Genomic DNA, 18603 nt, shown 5'->3' with positions numbered 1-18603 from the left:
CCGGCATCCGCCGGAAGCGGAGTATCCAATTCCTTGACAGGCCATGTGACTTATCACACCATGAACAGAGGTCGCCCCGAGCCCCGGACGACCACCCCCACACCGAAGGAGACAGACATGCGGAAGATGACGATCCGTAAGTCCGGCACCGTCGCGCTGACCGGCAACACCCGCCGGCTCTGGTTCGAGTGGTGCTGGTAACTCCGGCGCACCACCACTGACACCGGTGGCGTGCCGGGCGTTCCAGGAGCCCCGGCGCGCCACCAGGCGGCCGCCGTCCCGGAAGCGACAGCCACCGACGGCCACCCGCAGCCCGCAGCGGGCGCGGCGGGCCCGTCGGCGCGAGGAGGAGTGAGTCGAGCATGCGGCACGTCTGGCTGGAGGCACCCCGGCCCCGGGACCGGCGCGCGGCGGCCGCCGGAGCCGAAGGGCTCCTGGGCACCTTCGACTGCCGGGTCTGGCAACGCGGCCCCTACGGCGGAGTCGGTGAGTTCGTCCGCCGCCTCGTCCTCGACCAGGGGCACTCCCCACTGGTGGCCCGCCACCAGGTCGAACTCCTCTGCGCGGTAAGGGACTTGAAGCCAGCGATGCCGTGGGCCACCGAGGCCGTCGCGGCCCTGGACGTCGCGGACGTCCAGATCAGGTTCCACCCGGCCCGGCGCACCCGCCATCTCGCCTACGGGACCGGCGAGTTCGTCGCGGCCTGGGCGGCGGAGCGCAGGGCGCCGGCCGCCGTCGTGCTCGACCGGCTGGACCAGGCGGACGCCACCACCGTCGAACTCGTCGACGTCCTGCTGCGGCGCGTCGACCCGTCCCGGCTGAGGCTGTACGTCGGTGGCGCCTCACTGCCCGACGCGCTCGCGGAGACCGTCGCCGAGTTCGCCCGGCCCCTCACCGTCGCCCCGTCCGGGCCGGCCACCGAGGACGCCGCCCCGGCCCACGACCCCGCCTGGCACGACGAGCGCGCCGACGAACTGGCCGCCACCGGCGACTGGTCCTGGCAACTGGGCGCGATCCCCTACCACCGCGAACGCGGCACCCGCCCGGCCACCGACGGTGTCGACGCGCTGCGCACCGCCCTCGGCTCGGCCCTGAACAGCGGCTTCTACGAGCACGCGGTCCGGCTGGCCGAGCGCGGCCTGCCGCTGGTCACCCCGTCGGCGAACACCCGGAACTGGTGGGCCTTCACCACCATGCTGGCCACCGCGCTGACCGCCCTGGACCGCCCGGCGGAGGCGCTCGCGCTCTACGACCACGCCCGCCAGGTCACCGACGAACCGAGGATCCACCTGTCCGCCGCCTACTCCACCGCCATGCTGCACGCCCGCCACCTTCCGGCGCCCGCCCGGGACCTGGCCGCCGCCCGCACCTGGCTGGAGCGCGCCCTCACGCTCGCCGGACAGATCGACGACCCGCGCGAGCGCGCCGTCACCACCGTCTTCCACCGCCAGGGCCTGGCCCTGCTGGACAGCCGGGCCGGTGACCACGCGGCGGCGCTGCGGACGGTCGAGGAGGGCATCGCGAGGCTCGCCGAGACCCTGGCGCCCGGCGAACGCCCCCAGGACCGCGCCCGGCTGGTGCACAACCGGGCCCAACTGCACCTCGCGCTGGGCGATCCGGACCGCGCGCTCGCCGATCTCGACGCGGTGATCGCGCAGGACCCGCAGAACGCCGAGTACTACGTCGACCGGGCCGCCCTCCACCGGGCCACCGGGCGGCCGGACGATGCGATCGCCGACTACGGCACCGCGATCCGCCTCGGTCCGCACCTTCCCGAGGCGTACTACAACCGCGCCGAGACCCACACCGACCTGGGCCGGACGCAGGCAGCCCTGGCCGACCTCGACCGGACCCTGCGGATCGCACCCGACCACCTCGACGCGCTGGTCAACCGGGCCGGCCTGTACCTGGACAGCGGCGAACCCGACCTCGCCGAGCGCGACGCGAACGCGGGCCTGAGCCTGTCCCCCGGCCAGCCCCACCTGCTGTGCGTGCTCGGCCTGGTCGAGTCCGAACGCGGCCGCCTCCCCGAGGCCGAGGCCCTGCTCACCCAGGCCGTCGAGCGCGCCCCCGAACTGCCGACCGCGTGGGCCAACCGCGCGGCGGTCCGCTTCGAACGAGGCGACGTCCCCGGCGCCGTCGGCGACCTGGACCGCGCCATCGCCCTGGACCCCGACCCCCTCGCCCTCTACAACCGAGGGCTGGCCCACCGTCGGCTCGGCAACCGGTCCGCCGCCGTCGAGGACTTCACCCGCGCACTTGCCGCCGCCCCCGGCCCGGACCCCGAGCTGCGGGCCGAACTGCGCGCCGAGCTGGCCCGGGAACGGGCCTGCTGAACCCCACCCCGGGCCGACCACGGGCCGGCCCCGGGACGCCGCTGCTCAGCCGCTACTCGATGGGGCCGATCAGCCAGTTCCCCGGTGCGTTCTCGTCGGTGCTCAGGTAGAACTCGGTGATGGCCGTCCTGAACTCCTCGTGGCTGATCGCCCCGTTGCCGTCCCGGTCGAGCCGCCGGAAGGCGTCCCCCGAGTGCTCGGGCGGGATTCCCAGGGCGCTGTACATGCGCACGTACTCGTCCTGGCTCAGCTCCCCGTCACCGTTGGTGTCCAACGCGCGCATCAGGGCGTCGGCGATCGCCAGCACCGCCGTCCCGAAGTGCTCCGGAGCCGTGACGTTGACCTCCATGACGTCGAGGAACTCCTTGCGGGTGATCCTCCCGTCCCCGTCGGCGTCCCCGTGCGCGAGCAGCACCCGCCACCACTCCTCGAACGCCTCCCGCATCGCCGAGGCGTTCTCCCGGTCGTCCTCCGCCGCCAGCCCGCCGAAGAGATCCCCCATCGCCCGGAAGTCGTCCTGCGTGAGCAGGCCGTCACCACCCTGGTCGAACCAGTCGAAGAGCATGGTGAACTTCTGCTTCTTCACCTTGGCCGGCATGCCTTCTCCCTCGCTCCCGCCCGACGGCGCAGCCCGCCGCTCCACCCAGGCTCCCGACGCACGTTAGGTCGAAGGCGAACGGCGGGGCCATCACCCGGGGGGAAGTTCACACCTTCGATGGAACAGCGCTCCGTCGACGCATGATCCGGGCACCGGTCCCCGTCGGTTTCATGGTGCAACTGTTCCTGTGCCTGACCGCCGGCATGGTTGCGTACTTCGTGATTCAGCCGTAGGAGCGGGGAGGAGCCGTGCGAACCCCCTGGGACGGTTCGTCCACAGCTGGGCCGAGGATGGAACCGAAACGGACAAAGTAGGATGAATAAACTCCTGCGCTATGCGCGGATAGATCCATAAATGATCCATTTTGCCCGATTCATCTCCCGCTTCACATGCACGGAGCCACCCTCATGGACAATCTGTCCACCGCCGACACCGGCGGCGCCGTAGAGACACGCGGTATCGAGCCCGTCCCGGACCACGAGCGCCGGGGCAGGGTCCGCGAGCTCTTCCCGACCTGGGTCGCGGCCAACATCAGCGTCCTGCTTCTCACCATGGGTGCGGCCCTGGTGGTGTTCAACCGGTTGAACTTCTGGCAGGTCCTGGTCGTCGCCGCGTGCGCCGCACTCGTCTCCTTCGGCCTGGTCGGCGTGGTGTCGGTCTCCGGGAAGTGGGGCGGCGCCCCCGGTGCCACGCTCTCCCGGGCCACCTTCGGGGTGCGCGGCAACCTCTTTCCCGGCGCGATCCTTTGGATCGCCCGGTTCGGCTGGGAGACGATCAATGCCGTCACCGGCGCCTACGCCGTGCTGACCGTCCTCGACCTGCTGTTCGGTGTGAGGAGCAACACCGCGCTGATCGTGGTCACGCTCGTCGCCTTCGTCGCCGCCACCTTCCTGGTCTCCGGGCTGGGCCGCAAGGCGCTGAACATCTGCAACACCTGGTCGACGTACCTCTTCGGCGTGTTCAGCGTCCTGGTGCTGGGCTACCTGATCGCGACCATGCCCTGGAGCGACGTCTTCGCCAAGCCCGCGGGGACCACCGCGATGATGATCGCCGGCATCGGGACCATCGCCGCCGGCGGCATCAGCTGGGTCCCCACCGGCCCGGACTTCGCCCGCTACCTGCCGCACTCCGCCTCCGGCCGGAAGATCGTCGGCGTGACGGTCTCCGGTGCCGGCCTGGTGATGGTGCCGATGGTGCTGATGGGCGCCGTGATGGCGGTGGCCTCCCCCGGGCTGGCCGACGCCGCGGACCCGGTCTCCTTCCTCGGCGACCTGCTGCCGACCTGGCTGGCCGTGCCGTACCTGCTGACCGCGATCGTGGGCATGCTGCTGATCAACAGCCTCTCCATGTACTCGGCCGGCTTCACCGCGCAGACCATGGGCGTGAAGCTGCCGCGTGCCATGGCCGTCAGCATCAACGCCGTGATCTCGCTGGTCGCCGGCCTGCTGCTGATGCTGGTCGCCAAGAGCTTCCTGGGCTCCTTCATCACCTTCCTGATCCTGCTCGCCGTCTCCTTCTCGGCCTGGATCGGCGTCTACGCGGTGGACATGTTCCGGCGCCGCAGGCGCGCGGTGCGCTACGACGCCGATGCGCTGATGGACACCAGCAGGAACAGCCGCTACTGGTACACGGGCGGCTTCTGCTGGCAGGCCATGGTGTCCTGGGTGCTCGCGCTGCTGACCGGGCTCGCCTTCACCAAGTGCGACTGGTTCGCCGGCCCGCTGTCCGGTACGCCCATCGGCCGGTACGGGCTCGCCTGGGCGGCGACCATCGTGATCTCCGCCGCGATCATGGCCGTGCTCCCCACGCCCCGGGAGAAGACCCCGGCCGCCGGGTCGGACACCGAGCCGTTCACCGAGCCGGCCGCCGACCTCCAGGCGGAGCGGAGCGAGGCGGTCACCGTCTGACCTCGGACACCCCCGGACCGCCCGGCAGCAGCCTCGACCGAGCCTGCGACCGGGCGGTCCGGTTTTCTCACGTGTGCGCAGCGCCCACTGCGGCGGGGTCAGGCCAGCGGGCGGCAGAGCAGGGCGTCCGGGACGCCGTAGTGGAGCCACTTCCAGGTGTAGGCGACGCCCGCGACGTACTCGGTGTCGGCACACTGGCCCTTGTAGTGCCCCGGGGCCCAGTCACTGGCGGTGGAGCCGCCGGCGGCCGGGCGGTTGTCGCCGTGGTCGAACCAGACGGTCCGGCCGGTGCGGGGCAGCGGGGTGGCGGACGGGGCGCAGAGCAGCGCGGACATGGCGTTCCGGTTGACGCTGTAGCCGACGGCGAAGGTGCCGGCGGGGCACTGGAGCTTGTCGTAGCCCGGAGCCCAGTCACCCTCGGTGACGTAGCGCTGGTCGGCGACGGTGACCCAGGTGCCGCTGCCGGTGGCGGGCGAGCCGGCGTCGGTGCACAGGCCGCGGCTGTCGCTCCGGCCGAGGCCGGCCAGGCGCTGGCCGTCGGGGCAGTTGCCCTTGCGGTTGCCGCTGCTCCAGTCCGGCAGGGCCAGCATGCGACCGGAGACGTTCTGGTCGCCGTGGTCGAGGTCGAGCATGTTCCAGTGGTTCACCGGCGCGACCCGGCCGCGGTACGAGGGCGCGTCGAGCAGCTTGTTCCAGTCGGCGGCCCGCCAGTCGCCCGGGTCGCCGAGCCCGAGCCGCCGGCCGTCGGCGTCGTAGGAGAGCAGGGCCCAGTTGTCGTTCGGGACGCCGCCGCTCTGCCAGCCGACCAGCGGCCAGACCGCGAAGTCGGTGTCGTTGGCGGCGAGGATGTCGGTGAAGCGGTCGAACCAGCCCTGTTCCGCGGTGTTCGTGGAGCCCCGTCCGGCGGCGCCGAACTCGCTGATCCACACGGGCGCGGTGAAGTGCTGGCCTGAGCGGGTGACGAAGAGCGCCTCCTCGTCCACCACGCGCGCGAGCTGCTCGGGCGTGAAGTCCTGGTAGCGCGGGTCGTTCGTGGCACCCGCGCCGCCGGCCGCGCCGGTGTTGGCCGGGCCGGTGTAGGCGTAGAAGTGCGCGGCGTAGACCAGCTTGTCGGACCGGACGAGCGTGTTCGACAGGGTGGCGACCGGGGCGAGCACCGGCCGGCCGTGGGAGAACCCGGCGGCGGGGATGCCGTACCAGTTGATCCCCTCCATGATCACCAGCATGTCCGGGTCGGCCCGCAGGATCCGGTTGCCGGCCTCCTCGAAGGCGGCGTACGCGTCGTGGCCGTCGCCCATCCCCCAGTTGGGGTCGTCCCAGACGTCCCGGCGGACCTCGTTGCGCAGGTCGGCGCCGACGACGCGCTTGTCGGCCTCGTAGCGGTTCACCATGAACAGCCAGTCGTCCTCCCACTGCTGGGTCGTCTGGCCGCTGTTCCACCGCTCGTTGCCGTCCAGGCCGCAGCAGAACCGGTAGCCGGTGGTGTGGTTGTTGAGGATCACCGCGAAGCCGTCGGCGGTCAGCGCGGCGACGACGGCGTCGTACACCTGGAGCGGGGTCCTGCCCCTGAGCTGCGGGTTGGCGGTGACGGCGGCGTCCGGGACCGGGGTGGTGTCGTGGATCATCGCGTTGGCGAACGGGAGCCGGACGCTGTTCAGGCCCAGGCCGTGGAGGTCCGCGAGAATCCGGCCGATCGGCGCCCGGTCCAGACCGAGCGGGATGTTGTACGACACCTGGCGGGCCTGGTTGTTCGCCGGGTCCGTGGTCGAGCCGTTGCCCTCCCAAGTTCCCTGGGCTCCGGCCCAGTTGCCCGCCTTCAGCTTGAACCGGTCGCCGTTCGCGTCGACGATGTAGCGGCCTCGGGTGCTCAACGGGCCGGTCCAGGAGGCAGCGAGCGCGGCGCCGTCCAGGACCGGTGTGGCGGGCGCGGGGGCGGGCGCGGGGGCGGGCGCGGCGGCGTACGGGGCCGCGGCCGGAAGCGCGGTGGCCGGGGCGGTGGCCGCCGTCCCGGCGAGGAGGGCCGCTGCCGCGACGGCGGCCGCGACGCATCGGGGCCGGATCCGCGGCACGCGGGCCGGACTGCTGGGGTTCACGAGGTCTCCATGGGTGGAGCGGGGGGCAGGGAGTGCTGACGGTACGTCTGACCGGCACCCGGGAACAGGGGAGCCGCCCGGCGAGCCAAGCCTGCCCGACCGGTCGGATCAATCCGGGGCCGTCCCCATTCATTGCCGGACGGCGGGCGGAAAGAATAGGTAGTCCGATACGCCCGACGGTGCACACGGAAATCGGGCCTCGGCATCATCTCACCGTTGCGTACCCGAATGTGACTACTGGTCGGATCGCCCGAATTCGCCTCGTCGGAGCATCCGGGACCGAATCGCCCGGCGCGCCGCATTAACCGCAGGGGAAAAGCCCGTTCCCGAATCGTGAAATCTCGGTAAGGGCAATCCGAGAACCGTGCGAACCGGTCAGCGGCGCCCTGGGCGGCTGCTAAGTTACCCGTCGGTCAGGAGCGGCGTGCGGCTGCTCCGGGCCGTCGTGCCCCACCGCAAGTCACCACTGCTCCAGCACCGTTGACCGGAAGGGACCCTCCACGTGACCGTGCGCAAGCTGACCCTGTCAGCAGCCGCGACAACCACCGTGCTCCTCCTCTGCGGCACCGTCCTGAACGGGGCGGCGGTGGCATCGGCCGCCGCCGTCACCACGACCACGGCGGCCACTGTGGCCGCCGTGAACACCGTGGACCCCGCTTCGCCCGCGTCGCCCGGCGTGCCGGCGACCCTGGCACCCCCGAGCTCCGACAGCGCCTCCGACACCACCGAGACGGCCGCGGCCACGGTGGCGAACCCGGCGCAGGGCAGCGCGCCGGCCACCGCCACGACCGCCCCCGGCCTCACGCTCTCCGCGTACGACGCGAGCACCGGCACCGCCGAACTCGCACCGGTCGCGGCCGATGCGCAGTCACCGTCCGGCCCGGCCGCGACCCCCGGCGCCGCCGAGGCCGCCGCGGCCGCCGTCCGGCCCGGGCAGCTGATCGACAGCCCGCCCACCGCGGCGGCGCCGCACGGCGCGCTGGTCGCCGTCACCGGCGTGCAGCCGACCACCGACGGCAAGGTGGCCGTCACCACCCGCCCGGCCACGCTCCCCGAGCTGCTCGGTGCGACCAGCACCAGCCTGCAAAGCGCCGTCAGCCCCAGCGCGTTCCAGGTCCAGCCGCAGATCGGCGGCGTCCAGGTCACCACCGACCTCGGCGCCACCGCCGGCCGGGGCTCCGTCTCCGGCAGCCTGGGCCTCAGCGCCGACACCACCGTCCCGCTGCCGAACGGCTCCTCGGCGCGGCTCTCCGGCTCGGTCTCGCTCACCCCGGCCGTCGACTTCTCCTACCGGGGCGGCCTCGGCCTGATCGACCCCCAGCAGGCGCGGATCGGCTTCAGCCTGGGCGCCCACGCCGACTGGCACGTCAGCGCGGACCTCACGGCGAGCGCCACGGGCATCCGGATACCGCTGGCCACGTACAGCGCCAGTCCCGTGGTGATGGTGGGCCCGCTGCCCGTCGTCATCAACCTGAAGTTCACCCTCTCCGCCGACATCGCCGCCGACGGCACCGTCACCCTCGACGCCGAGCAGGCCTACGACGGCCAGTGGGGCGTCCACTCCGACTACGTCAAGGGCCCGGGCTGGACCACCACCACCGACCCCGGGACCTCCACCGTCACCCCGCTGCGCCTCAACCTCAAGGGTTCCGCCTCGGCGAAGGCCGGCCTGCTCGCCGAGGGCTCCATCGCCCTGTACGACACCATCGGCGTGAAGGCCTCGATCGAGCCGTACCTGCGGGCCGCCGTCAGCGGCTCGGTCGTCCTCGGCGGCGCCGGCGGCACGCCGGAGGTCAACGGCACGGCCGCGCTCTACGGCGGAATCGACATCAACGGGGCGCTGACGGCGCGGCTCGCCGTGCTCGGCACGCCGATCCTCTCGGCCGATCTGCCCTTCCTCGCCTTCCACCGCGAATGGCTGCTCACTTCGGCGAGCACCGGCCCGAACCCGCCGCGCCTGGTGGACTGGACCGCGCTCAGCTCCGGTCTGGGCGACGACCAGCACTCCGTCCACCTGAGGACCCGGCCGGACTGGGACCCGTACGCCCTCAAGGCCTCCTGCCCGGACGGCAGCCGGCTGATCGGACTCAGCCACGGCGGCGACGACGGCCTGTGCACCGACGCCACGAAGGCGGACCTCTGGGACGCCGGCCACGCGTTCGTCGTCGACCACGGCGGCACCTATGTGACCACCGACTGGGCGCCGGGCTATACGAAGGCCCAGTGCCCCGCCGGATCCTTCGTGTCCGGATACGGCCGCAACGGCCGGACGATGAGCGTGTTGTGCGCCAAGTCGGCGACTCCGCTGGGCACTTCGAGCCGCACGGTCTGGTTCGACAAGGGCGACGACCGCCCCGCGGTGGCGGGCGGCGGTGACTTCGCGTACGGCTTCGCCAAGGGCCAGTGCGCCAACGACGAGTTCATCGCGGGCGTGGCCTACAGCCAGCCCTGGTGGCAGCTGTGGGCGGCGCGGCCGTACGCGCTGCTCTGCCAGAAGCTCGCCTGAGCACCGCCTGAGCGCCTCCGCTCGGTCGAGCGGAGCGGTCCGGCCCCGAGCGATCGGGGCCGGACCGCAGGCGGACCCCCGGCCGACGCGATGCCACATGCTCTCGTCGAGCGGATTCACCCGCCCGGTCGGCCTGGGACACCGCGAGACGCTACCGCCGCCCGTCGCCGAGGCGGCCCTGGCCGACGCCCTCGGTTTGTTCGGCAACCTCGGCTGGCTGTCGCCGGCCCGGCTGGTCGACGCCAACGCCGACCTCGCCCCTCTGCTTACGGCGCCGAGGCTGCAGGGCCTGGATCTCTCCCAGGCGGTGGTCCAGGACCTGACCGTGCTCGCCGGCCTCCCGCAGCTGCGCTACGTGGCGCTCACCGGCGGCCAGTGGGCCGTCCTGCTGGACGGGGGCAAGGTGCCGCCCACTCCGGCCGCCGCCCGGCTGGCCGGGCGCGACGTGCCCCGGGCCGAGGCGCTGGCCTGGGAGAAGCCGCTCGGGCTGCCCGCCGGGGCGCCCTTTGCCGTCTCCGGGACGCTCGCCGCGGACGGTGGCGCCGACCGCGCCGAATGACACCGCGACGAGTCGGATGACGGCCGGGGCGGGCCGCTTCCGGCGACGGCCCGACTCCGGTGTGGGGTAAGCAGGTTGACGTATTATTCGCCACCGAACGCGCCCGGGCGTTGACCGCGGGGCGCACCGGGGATTGGCTTGCCCGGAAAGCCCGCCACCGGGAGGGAGCCCGGCCGGGCGAGCAGAGGGGAAGACCTCATGACACGTACCACCCGGACGATCCGCAACCGGTGGCGGGCGGGCGGCGGTCTGCTGGCCGCGGCCACGCTGGTCGCCGCGACCGCCGCCACCGCGATCGCTGCCCCGGCCCAAGCCGGCCCGGTGCCACGCGGCACCGTCCAGGTCAGCATCGGGTTCAACGGCGCCGTGCCGGACGGCCAGTCCTCCAGCCGGGGCGTCAGCGCCGACGGCCGCTACGCCCTGTTCACCTCCTGGGCCACCAACCTGGTGGAGCAGCCCGGGAAGAGCTGGCGTGACGCCTTCGTGACGGACCTGCGCACCGGCCGCACCGAGCGCGTCAACCTGTCCGACTCGGGCGAGCCGCTGGCCGGTTTCACCGACTACGTCGCGATCAACGCCAACGGCCGCTACGTCGCCTTCGACAGCGACGCCGAGGGCGTGGTGCCCGGCGCGCGGGTGGCGGGACGCGACGAGGTGTACGTCCGCGACCGCTGGACGGGGCGCACCGAGCTGATCAGCGGCAGCCTGGCCAACACCGACACCGACCAGTACCACGCCTCGTACGCGCCGTCGATCAGCGCGGACGGCCGGTACGTGGCCTTCGTGTCCTCCCGGACCGACCTGGATCCGACGGTGGTGGACACCGAGCCCTCGCTGAACAGGCCGTACACCTGGAAGTACAACGTCTACCTGACCGACCGCCGGACCCACACCACCCGGCTGGTCTCCCGCGACGCGAACGGCAAGCCGGGCGAGAGCCTCTCGCTGCACCCGACGATCAGCGCGGACGGCCGCACCATCGGCTTCTCCTCGCTGTCCCAGCTGCTGCCGGAGGAGCAGGCCCCCGGCCTCGCCGCGGCGTCGGCCGCCGCCTCGGCCTCGTCCACCGCGTCCGCCGACACGGAGCTCACCCCGAGCGCCGCCGAGGCCGCGCGGCGCAGCACCCCGCAGGGCCCGGCGGAGACGGTCCTCTCCCACCCGACGTCCGCCGTCTACTACACGTACGACGTGCGCTCCGGGAAGCTGACCCCGGTGAGCGCGGGCCTCGACGGCACGCTGGGCTACTCAAGCTTCGACGCGACGATCAGTCCGGACGGGCGGCGCGCGATCTACACCCTGCCCGAGCCCGGCGGCTCGACCAGCGGTCACCGCTACCACACGGTGCTCCACGTCCGGGACCTGAGGACGGGCACGGTGACGAAGGTCAGCGGCGGCCTGCCGGGCACCAGCTCGGTCGGTTCCTCCGACCACGGCGCGATCACCGCCGACAACCGCTGGGTCTACTTCGAGTCGGCGGCCGACAACCTGGTGCCCGGCCCGCAGCACCCGGGCTGGGACGTCTACCGCCAGGACCTGCGCACCGGCCGCACCGAGCGGGTGTCCACCGCGCCGGACGGCTCGCTCGGCAACGGCTCGTCGACGGCGCCCTTCGTGGACGCCGCCGGCCGCGCGGTGGTGTTCGGTTCGACCAGCGGCAACCTGGTGGCCGGCACCGACGCCCCGCCGACCGAGAACTCGCAGGCCTTCGCCGCGTTCGTCGGGCGCCACCGGGGTGGCGGCGGCGACGACCAGGGCGAGAACGAGGACGGCTGACCGGTTGCCGTGCCCCGGCGTGCGTGCACGCCGGGGCACGGCCTGGGGCGGCGGCGTGCGCGGTGCGGTGGGGGTGTGTGCGACCGGCTCCGCTCCCCCGGACGGGGCCGTGCGGGGGACGGCGGGTGGCCGCGCGGCACCGTCCGGGGCGGGACAACCACCTGGTTCGACGGTTCAGGCCCGGCCAAACCGGCGCGCGAGAGCCCGGCGGCGAGCCCGGTGCGACACCGGGCGCCCGGCCTCCGGCCTTGGCAGGGATCACCCGAACGGCGGACGCTCGGTGCGCAGCCGATCCGGCTGACCCCGTCCACCAGCCCCAGGAGGGCCACCCATGCCGTTCCCGCGTGCCCGCATCGCCGCCGTCGCCGTCCTGCTCGTCGCCGGAGCCACCGCCGTGGCCGTCCCGGCCCAGGGTGCCGACGGCCACCGTGCCCTGAGCCGCTTCGACGACGGCAGCTTCGAGACGCCCAAGGCCCCGGCGAACAACTTCGTCGAGCTGAACGCCGGTCAGACCATCGGTCCGTGGACCGTCATCGCCGGCAGCGTCGACCTGACCGGCGCCGGCTTCTGGCAGGTCGCCGAGGGCGACCAGGCGGTGGACCTCAACGGCAACACCACCGGCACCATCGCCCAGAGCTTCACCACCGTCCCGGGCACCCTCTACTCCGTCACCTACGCGCTGGCCGGCAACCCGGCCGGGGGAAACCCCGTGCGGACCGGCCGGGCGCTGATCGACGGCCAGAACTTCCAGGACTTCTCCTTCGACGTCACCGGCAAGACCAGGACCGCCATGGGCTACGTGGGACGCCAGTTCAGCTTCGTCGCGCAGAACACGTCCACCACCCTGAGCTTCGCCAGCACCGTCGCCGGGGCGTTCGGCCCGGTCATCGACAACGTCCAGGTGAAGGAGTGCAAGCCCTGTTCCGGGTGACCGGCCCGGTCCGTCGCTGACGGGCCACCGTTCGACCTGTCCCGCGACCTGATCCGCGACCGGGCCCTGCCGAGGGCCCGGTCGCGGGCGTGTCGGCCGCTCTGCCCGTCCCCCGGACGGGGGCGGTCAGCGGGTGGCGGGGGTGCGGATGGCGAGGATGGCCATGTCGTCGTGGCCGTCGCTGGGGTGGTGGTCGGCGAGGGCGCGGACGAGGTCGTCCAGGGGGTCGGCGGCGTGCGCGGCGGCGAGGGCGGCGAGGGCGTCCAGGCCCTCGTCGATGGAGCGGGCGGGGTCCTCGACGAGGCCGTCGGTGAAGAGGACGACGGTGCTGCCGACGGGCAGGGGGTGGGTGTGGTCGGGGCGGTCGACGGCGACGTCGACGCCCAGCGGGATGCCGGGTTCGCCCTCCAGGTACCAGGCGCGGCCGTCGGGGGTGAGCACGAGGGGCGGCAGGTGGCCGGCGGTGCTCCAGTGGAGGATCCAGCCGTCGGCGACGGGTTCGATCCGGGCCAGGCACGCGGTGGTGACGGGCAGGTCGGTGATGGCGTGCACGGTGTGGTCGAGCTGGGTCAGCACCGAGCTGGGCGGGGTCCGGCGGTCGTAGAGCAGCGCGCGGAGCATGTTGCGGGCCTGGGCCATGGCTGCGGCGGCGTGCAGGTCGTGGCCGACCACGTCGCCGATGACGGCCACGCAGGCCCGGTCGGGCAGCACGGCGGCGTCGTACCAGTCGCCGCCCACGCCGGCCGGCTCGGCGGCGGTGCGGTAGACGGCGGCGCCGGAGAACGGGGCCAGGTCCGGCAGCGTGGGCAGCAGCAGCCGCTGGAACTGCTCCGCGCTGTCGCGCATGTAGCCGAACAGGCGGGCGTTCTCGATGGCGATGCCGGCCGCGCCCGCGAGGGCTCGGACGATCTCCTCGTCGTCCTCGTCGAACGGCCGGCCGTCGACGCGCTCGGAGAGGTAGAGGTCCCCGTAGATCTCGCCGCGGACGGTGATCGCCACGCCCAGCAGCGTGCGCATCGGCGGATGGCCGGGCGGGAAGCCGACCGACGCCGGGTGGGAGGGGATGTCGTCCACCCGCAGGGGTCCGGGGTGACGGATCAGGTGGCCGAGCACGCCGCGCCCGTGCGGGAAGTCGATCCCGGCGAGGGCCGCGCGCTCCTCGGGTGTCAGACCCGCGGTGATGAACTGCTCCAGCCGGTCGCCGGAGGGGCCGAGCACGCCGAGGGCGCCGTAGCGGGCGCCGGCGAGGTCCATGGCCGTCGTGACGATGCGGTGGAGCACCACGGGCAGCTCCAGGTCGCCGCTGATGGCCAGCACCGCCGACAACAGGCCCTGCCACCGGTTCTTCGCCCTGGCCAGCGCGTGCAGCTGCAGGGCGACGCCCTCCAGCCGGCCGCCCGGCTCCAGCCGGTCCCCCGCTCCCGGTGGCCCGGCCGGCTCCGCTTCGGCGTTCACGACATCACCTCGCTCATCACCACCCACGCTACGCACGGCGGTGCCACCCGGGCGGGTGCATGCGCCCGCCCGGGGCACACGGATCGACCGTGCGGGCCCCGGCGGGTCGGTCGGCCGGGTCAGCCGACCGGGCCGGACCAGGTGACGTGCTTCAGCACGGAGCCGTGGTTGAACTCGACGGAGAACGACTCGCCCGCGGTGTTCGGCACGGCGTAGGCGGTCAGGCTGGTGACCTCCTGGCCGACGGCGAGCGACCCGGTGGGGACCTGCATCCGCGAGCTTCCGTCGATCAGCACGAGGAGGAGGCCGCCGTTGGCGTCCCGGACGAAGGGCAGGCCCGCCCCCTCCAGTGCGAGGTTCGCCGAGCCGGTGTTGACGATGGTGATCCTCACCTGGACGAACCTGGAGTTCTTGGGGGCCCGGAAGACCGTCTCGTCCGGGACGTAGCGCTCCGGCTTGCCCATGGTGACCTTCAGGCCGTCCGGGTAGGTGTAGGACTGCCCGAACGACAGGCGCCGGGCCTTCTCGTCCGCGGCCGCCTTCTCGCGCTCGGCCTCCAGCCGCTTGCGCTCGGCCTCGATCCGTTCGCGCTCCTTGGCCGCCCGTTCCTCGGCCTCCCTCATCGCGGCGTCGTAGCGGGCCTGGTCGGCCTCCTCCGCCGCCTTGCGCTCCTTCTCGACCGCGCGCACCTCCGACACCACGAACACTCCGGCGCCGGTCGAGACCAGCAGGCCCAGCACACCCAGGATCACGCCCGCGAGCGCCATCCCGCGGTTGGTCGCGATGCCCTTGCGCACCTGCACCAGGCCGACGGCGCCGAGGATCACGGCCAGCAGGGCCGGCAGCCAGGACAGCCAGAACAGGAGGACGGCCAGGCTGAGCACCAGGCCGACGACCCCGACGACCATGGCCGCGATGCCCACGCCGTTGCGCGGCGGCGGCGCCGGCATCGGGTACGGGAACGGGCCCCAGTACGGCGCACCCGGGGTCGGGGGCACCGGGGACCAGCCCTGGCCCGGGACCCCGCCCGGCGCGGCGCCGGCGCGGTCGCTCGGGTCCGGGCCCGGCGGCGCCCAGGGGTTGGCGCCGGCAGCCTCCTCGGCGGGCTTGGGACTGTCGGACGGGGCGGGGAGGGTCATCCGGGTTCCTTCGAGAAATGGTGGGACGAGGCACGGCCGGCCACCTCCGGCGGGTGATCAACATACCGGTGCCCGGTGGCGTTTCCGCCACCGGGCACCGGCCGAGGACGGCAGGAGGGGCGACGGGGGGGGTGACGGAGGGAGCGGATACGGCCATTTCCATCGAACCCTCAAACCAGATGCTCTTCATGCGATCTGACTTGCAGTGCCACTTATTGGCCGTGCACAGAACACAATGGCGAGGTCTTCGTCAACCGCGGCCCCGTCCTCCTCTCCAGCGCGCAGGTGCCCGGCTTCACCCCGGGCCAGACGGTCACCCTGCGAGTCGTCACCCGCGGCTCAGTGCTCGACGTGTACGCGGGCGCCAAGAAGCTGATCACGGTCAACGACCCGGGCTACCCCGTCGGCAACATCGGCCTCGCCACCGGTGGCGCCGCCCGCTTCGACAACGTCCGGCTCAACCCCGGCAGCGACCCCGCCGAGGCCGCCGACGTCTCCCCCACCAGCAGTTACGAGTCCGACGGCTGGAGCGCAGCCGCCTGACCGACGGCCGCCGGGGCCTGCCGACCGGCACCCGGCTGAGCACCGACCAGTTCGGTGACCACTACCTGCAGCTCGGCGAGGTCGCCGTCTCCTGACCCGCCGCGCTCAGAGCGCGGTGCGGTAGGCCTCCAGTCGCTCGGCCACCTCCTCGGGGTGGCCGAGCATCGGGCAGTGGTCGCCGGGCATCTCGTCCGGCTCGAAACCGAGGCGCTCGACGACCAGGCGCCGCATGAACCCGGCGGGGAAGAAGCGGTCGTCGGCGGAGAGCAGGAACCTGGTCGGCACGTCCGGCCAGGAGGCCGCCGGCCATGGCCGTCCGAACGGGGTGGGCGCCTGCCGCCGCTGGTGGTCGGCCAGGAACGCGGCGGCCAGCTCCGGCGGGGTGTCGTGCAGCACGAGGGAGGACGCGTCCTCCTCGGTCCCGGGTACGACACCCCGCAGCAGGTCGGCCTCGGCCCGCGCGGCCGGGTAGCCGGTCTCGGCCCACCACGCGCCGGGCGACTCGCCCGGCGCCGGGACCTGGGCCTGGAGCATCACCAGCAGGTCCACCGGGACCCGCTCGCACACCAGCGGGCCGGTGAACCCGCCGAAGGAGTGGGCCACGACGACCAGACCGGTGCGGTCGCCGATCGCCTCGACGACGGTGTCCGCGTACTCCTGGAGCCCGGCCGACTCGTCCTCGCACGGCAGGTCCGGGGCCACCACCTGGTGGCCCCGGGCGCGCAGTTCGGCGGAGAGCGGCCCCCAGTACCAGGAGTCGACCGCCGCCGCGTGGATCAGTACGTAGGTCGCCATCGGACGCATACCTCCCGGATCGTCGATACGGCCGCAGCCTAGACCCGGGCACCGACAACGAGGTCCGGGCGGAGTCAGGGCCGGGGCGAAGCCTGGTCCTGGACCCGCCCCTGCAGCGCCCTGGACAGGTCCGCGACGCAGGCGGCGAGCTGTCCGGTCGTCAACTTCGCCGGGTCACCGCCGCATTCGCCCGCCGGTACGGCCGGGGGCGCGGTCGCGGACGAGGACGAGGACGCGGACGGAGCCGGAGTGGCGGACGGGCTCGCGGAGGGGCTCGGGGACGCGGACGGCTGGCCGCCCGGCGGGGTGATGCTGCCGTTCAGCGACACCAGGTTGGGCGTCACCCCGGCGTCGCCCGACAGGTCGATGTAGTCCTGGGTCTGCCCGTTGAAGTCCACGAAGCCGCGCCACTTGTCCCGGCCGAACGGGATGATCTCCTGCAGCGCCCCGTCCTTCCCGGCGCTGATGGTGATCGACGTCTGCTGCGCCATGTACGTCACCATCCGGCCGGCCAGCACGTCCAGGTTCACCGGCGGCTCGTCGTCCCCGCGCACGTACACGTGCAGGTCGCCCAGGCCCCCGCCGACCCGGTCGGCCTGCAGCACCGCGAAGGCCACCACCAGTTGCGAGGAGCTCTCGCGGGGCACCAGCGGGGTCACGTAGTACAGGTGGCCGTCGGCCTTGGAGCGCAGCAGGAACTCGCCCGGGTTGGTGGCGTTGGTGGCCGCCGAGGTGTGGTCGTAGCCGAAGCCCCGGTCGTCCTTGGCGCCGCGCCCGCCGAGCCACTGCACCTCGTGGATCTGCGAGCGGACCACCGAGGCCGGGTACACCGCTCCCGGCAGTTCGCCCGGGGCCACCTCCGCCCGGTAGGTGACGTCCGGGCGGCCGTCCGACGAGCCGCGCAGCACCAGCACACCGGCCGGCTCCAGCACCGTGCGCTGCCGGAAGCCGGTCTGCCGGGCCACCGAGATCACCACCACCGGCCGGGCGGTGCGGGGGTCGGTGCCGTCGCAGTAGCCCCAGATGTCCTGGTCGCTGTAGACCAGGTCCGGGAAGCGCTCGGCGAGCAGGTTGCGCAGACTGACGGCGCCCGTCCCGCCGAAGGCCCGGCCGAAGGCGTGGTCGCCGCGGAAGGCGCAGCTGACGACGGAGTTCGAGCGGCCGTCCCAGACGGCGACGCCCTCCATCGGCTGCTCGCCGGAGCCGTCCAGGACCGCCGTCCACACGCCGCCGCCCGCCGAGCCGTCGGGCAGGTAGTGCAGGCTGTGTCCCAGCAGGTTGATCCCGGAGGTCAGGCCGGCGCTGTCGGTGAGCGCCTTGGTCGCCGCCGCGTAGGAGGCGGTGCGCGCCTCGAAGTCGAAGTCCGGCATCGGCGCGGTCTTCACGCAGGCGGGCACGTCCGCGGTGCCGAGCAGGTCGCAGCGGGTGCCGTCGCCCGGGCGGGTGTGCTCGGTGACCGGCAGCACCGAGCGCGGGGTGCCCGCGCCGGAGGCCGGGACGTCGAGCACGGTCGCCGCCGCGTAGAAGCGGCCCGCGTCCTTGTCGTCGTCCCACAGTCCGGTGCCGGCGCGCACCAGCGAGCCGGCCACCGCCAGCACCACGACCGCCACCGCCAGGCGCGTCCGCCGGCCGTGGAGGGCCGCCCCGGCCTCCTCCGCGATGTGCACGACCGCCCACACCGTGCCGCACAGGCCCACGGCGATCCAGAACCAGAACAGCGGCGCGGCGTCCAGCGGGCCGCCGTTCGGGAAGAACTCCCGCTCGATCAGCAGTACATAGCTCTGGTCCTGTTGTCCGAAGCCGCCGAAGGCGAAGTGCTTGACCAGCCACACCAGCAGCGCGACCAGTGGCATCCACAGCCACCAGACGGCCAGTGCGACGGCACCGCTCCGTATCGCATGGGCTGCACGCTTCGTCACACGACCCCCAGTTCCGCGCCCCGGTCCTTCGTCCCGCCCCCGCCTCTTC

General features: G+C 73.3%; 14 protein-coding genes. 8 read left to right on the top strand and 6 right to left on the bottom strand.

From position 1 onward, the window contains the following. Positions 1–60: 60 nt before the first annotated feature. Entirely contained in the window at positions 61–201 is a 141-nt protein-coding gene (locus ABZW10_RS13125) for a hypothetical protein (RefSeq protein ID WP_355363489.1), read from the top strand. A gap of 161 nt (positions 202–362) precedes the next feature. Next, entirely contained in the window at positions 363–2336 is a 1974-nt protein-coding gene (locus tag ABZW10_RS13120; RefSeq protein WP_355363487.1) for a tetratricopeptide repeat protein, read from the top strand. 52 nt (positions 2337–2388) lie between these two features. Here the strand turns inward: ABZW10_RS13120 and ABZW10_RS13115 are convergent, their stop codons facing one another. Continuing rightward, a complete protein-coding gene (locus ABZW10_RS13115; protein ID WP_355363485.1) occupies positions 2389–2934 on the bottom strand; it encodes an EF-hand domain-containing protein in 546 nt (181 codons plus the stop codon). 407 nt (positions 2935–3341) lie between these two features. On the opposite strand from ABZW10_RS13115, the gene ABZW10_RS13110 reads away from it, so the two are divergent. Then, positions 3342–4841: a cytosine permease gene (locus ABZW10_RS13110; protein WP_355363483.1), complete on the top strand. Its 1500-nt coding sequence runs from the start codon at positions 3342–3344 to the stop codon at positions 4839–4841. A gap of 98 nt (positions 4842–4939) precedes the next feature. Here the strand turns inward: ABZW10_RS13110 and ABZW10_RS13105 are convergent, their stop codons facing one another. Next, positions 4940–6934 (bottom strand): cellulase family glycosylhydrolase, encoded by a 1995-nt coding sequence (locus ABZW10_RS13105; protein ID WP_355363481.1) that lies wholly within the window; start codon positions 6932–6934, stop codon positions 4940–4942. 502 nt (positions 6935–7436) lie between these two features. Between ABZW10_RS13105 and ABZW10_RS13100 the strand changes: the two genes are divergently transcribed. The 4 genes from ABZW10_RS13100 to ABZW10_RS13085 all read left to right on the top strand — a co-directional run bounded on the left by ABZW10_RS13100 (position 7437) and on the right by ABZW10_RS13085 (position 12703). Then, positions 7437–9440 carry a hypothetical protein gene (locus ABZW10_RS13100; protein ID WP_355363479.1) on the top strand — a complete coding sequence of 668 codons (2004 nt, stop codon included), beginning with the start codon at positions 7437–7439 and terminating at the stop codon, positions 9438–9440. Between the two features lie 97 nt (positions 9441–9537). Beyond that, the gene (locus ABZW10_RS13095; protein ID WP_355363477.1) at positions 9538–9999 is read left to right on the top strand and encodes a hypothetical protein; all 462 of its coding nucleotides are present in this window, start codon (positions 9538–9540) and stop codon (positions 9997–9999) included. A 198-nt stretch (positions 10000–10197) separates the two neighbouring features. Then, complete coding sequence (locus ABZW10_RS13090) at positions 10198–11772, top strand: hypothetical protein (protein ID WP_355363475.1); 1575 nt, start codon at positions 10198–10200, stop codon at positions 11770–11772. Positions 11773–12103: 331 nt separating this feature from the next. Then, on the top strand, positions 12104–12703 hold the full coding sequence (locus tag ABZW10_RS13085; protein ID WP_355363473.1) for a choice-of-anchor C family protein: 600 nt from the start codon (positions 12104–12106) through the stop codon (positions 12701–12703). 126 nt (positions 12704–12829) lie between these two features. Here the strand turns inward: ABZW10_RS13085 and ABZW10_RS13080 are convergent, their stop codons facing one another. Together ABZW10_RS13080 and ABZW10_RS13075 are read right to left on the bottom strand one after the other, a co-directional pair. Next, positions 12830–14110 (bottom strand): GAF domain-containing SpoIIE family protein phosphatase, encoded by a 1281-nt coding sequence (locus ABZW10_RS13080; RefSeq protein ID WP_355363642.1) that lies wholly within the window; start codon positions 14108–14110, stop codon positions 12830–12832. Positions 14111–14277: 167 nt separating this feature from the next. Next, positions 14278–15297, bottom strand: coding sequence for a DUF4190 domain-containing protein (locus ABZW10_RS13075; RefSeq protein WP_355363471.1), 1020 nt, complete (start codon positions 15295–15297; stop codon positions 14278–14280). 285 nt (positions 15298–15582) lie between these two features. Between ABZW10_RS13075 and ABZW10_RS13070 the strand changes: the two genes are divergently transcribed. Continuing rightward, on the top strand, positions 15583–15840 hold the full coding sequence (locus ABZW10_RS13070) for a hypothetical protein (protein WP_355363469.1): 258 nt from the start codon (positions 15583–15585) through the stop codon (positions 15838–15840). 105 nt (positions 15841–15945) lie between these two features. On the opposite strand, the gene ABZW10_RS13065 is transcribed toward ABZW10_RS13070, so the two are convergent. Next, on the bottom strand, positions 15946–16635 hold the full coding sequence (locus ABZW10_RS13065) for an alpha/beta hydrolase (protein ID WP_355363467.1): 690 nt from the start codon (positions 16633–16635) through the stop codon (positions 15946–15948). Between the two features lie 74 nt (positions 16636–16709). After that, complete coding sequence (locus ABZW10_RS13060; protein ID WP_355363465.1) at positions 16710–18554, bottom strand: hypothetical protein; 1845 nt, start codon at positions 18552–18554, stop codon at positions 16710–16712. Between the last annotated feature and the right edge of the window lie 49 nt (positions 18555–18603).

The sequence above is a fragment of the Kitasatospora sp. NPDC004723 genome (assembly GCF_040609255.1).
GTDB lineage: Bacteria > Actinomycetota > Actinomycetes > Streptomycetales > Streptomycetaceae > Kitasatospora.
The sequence above is the reverse complement of the archived record's forward strand: the minus strand, read 5'-3'. Positions and strand labels throughout refer to the sequence as shown.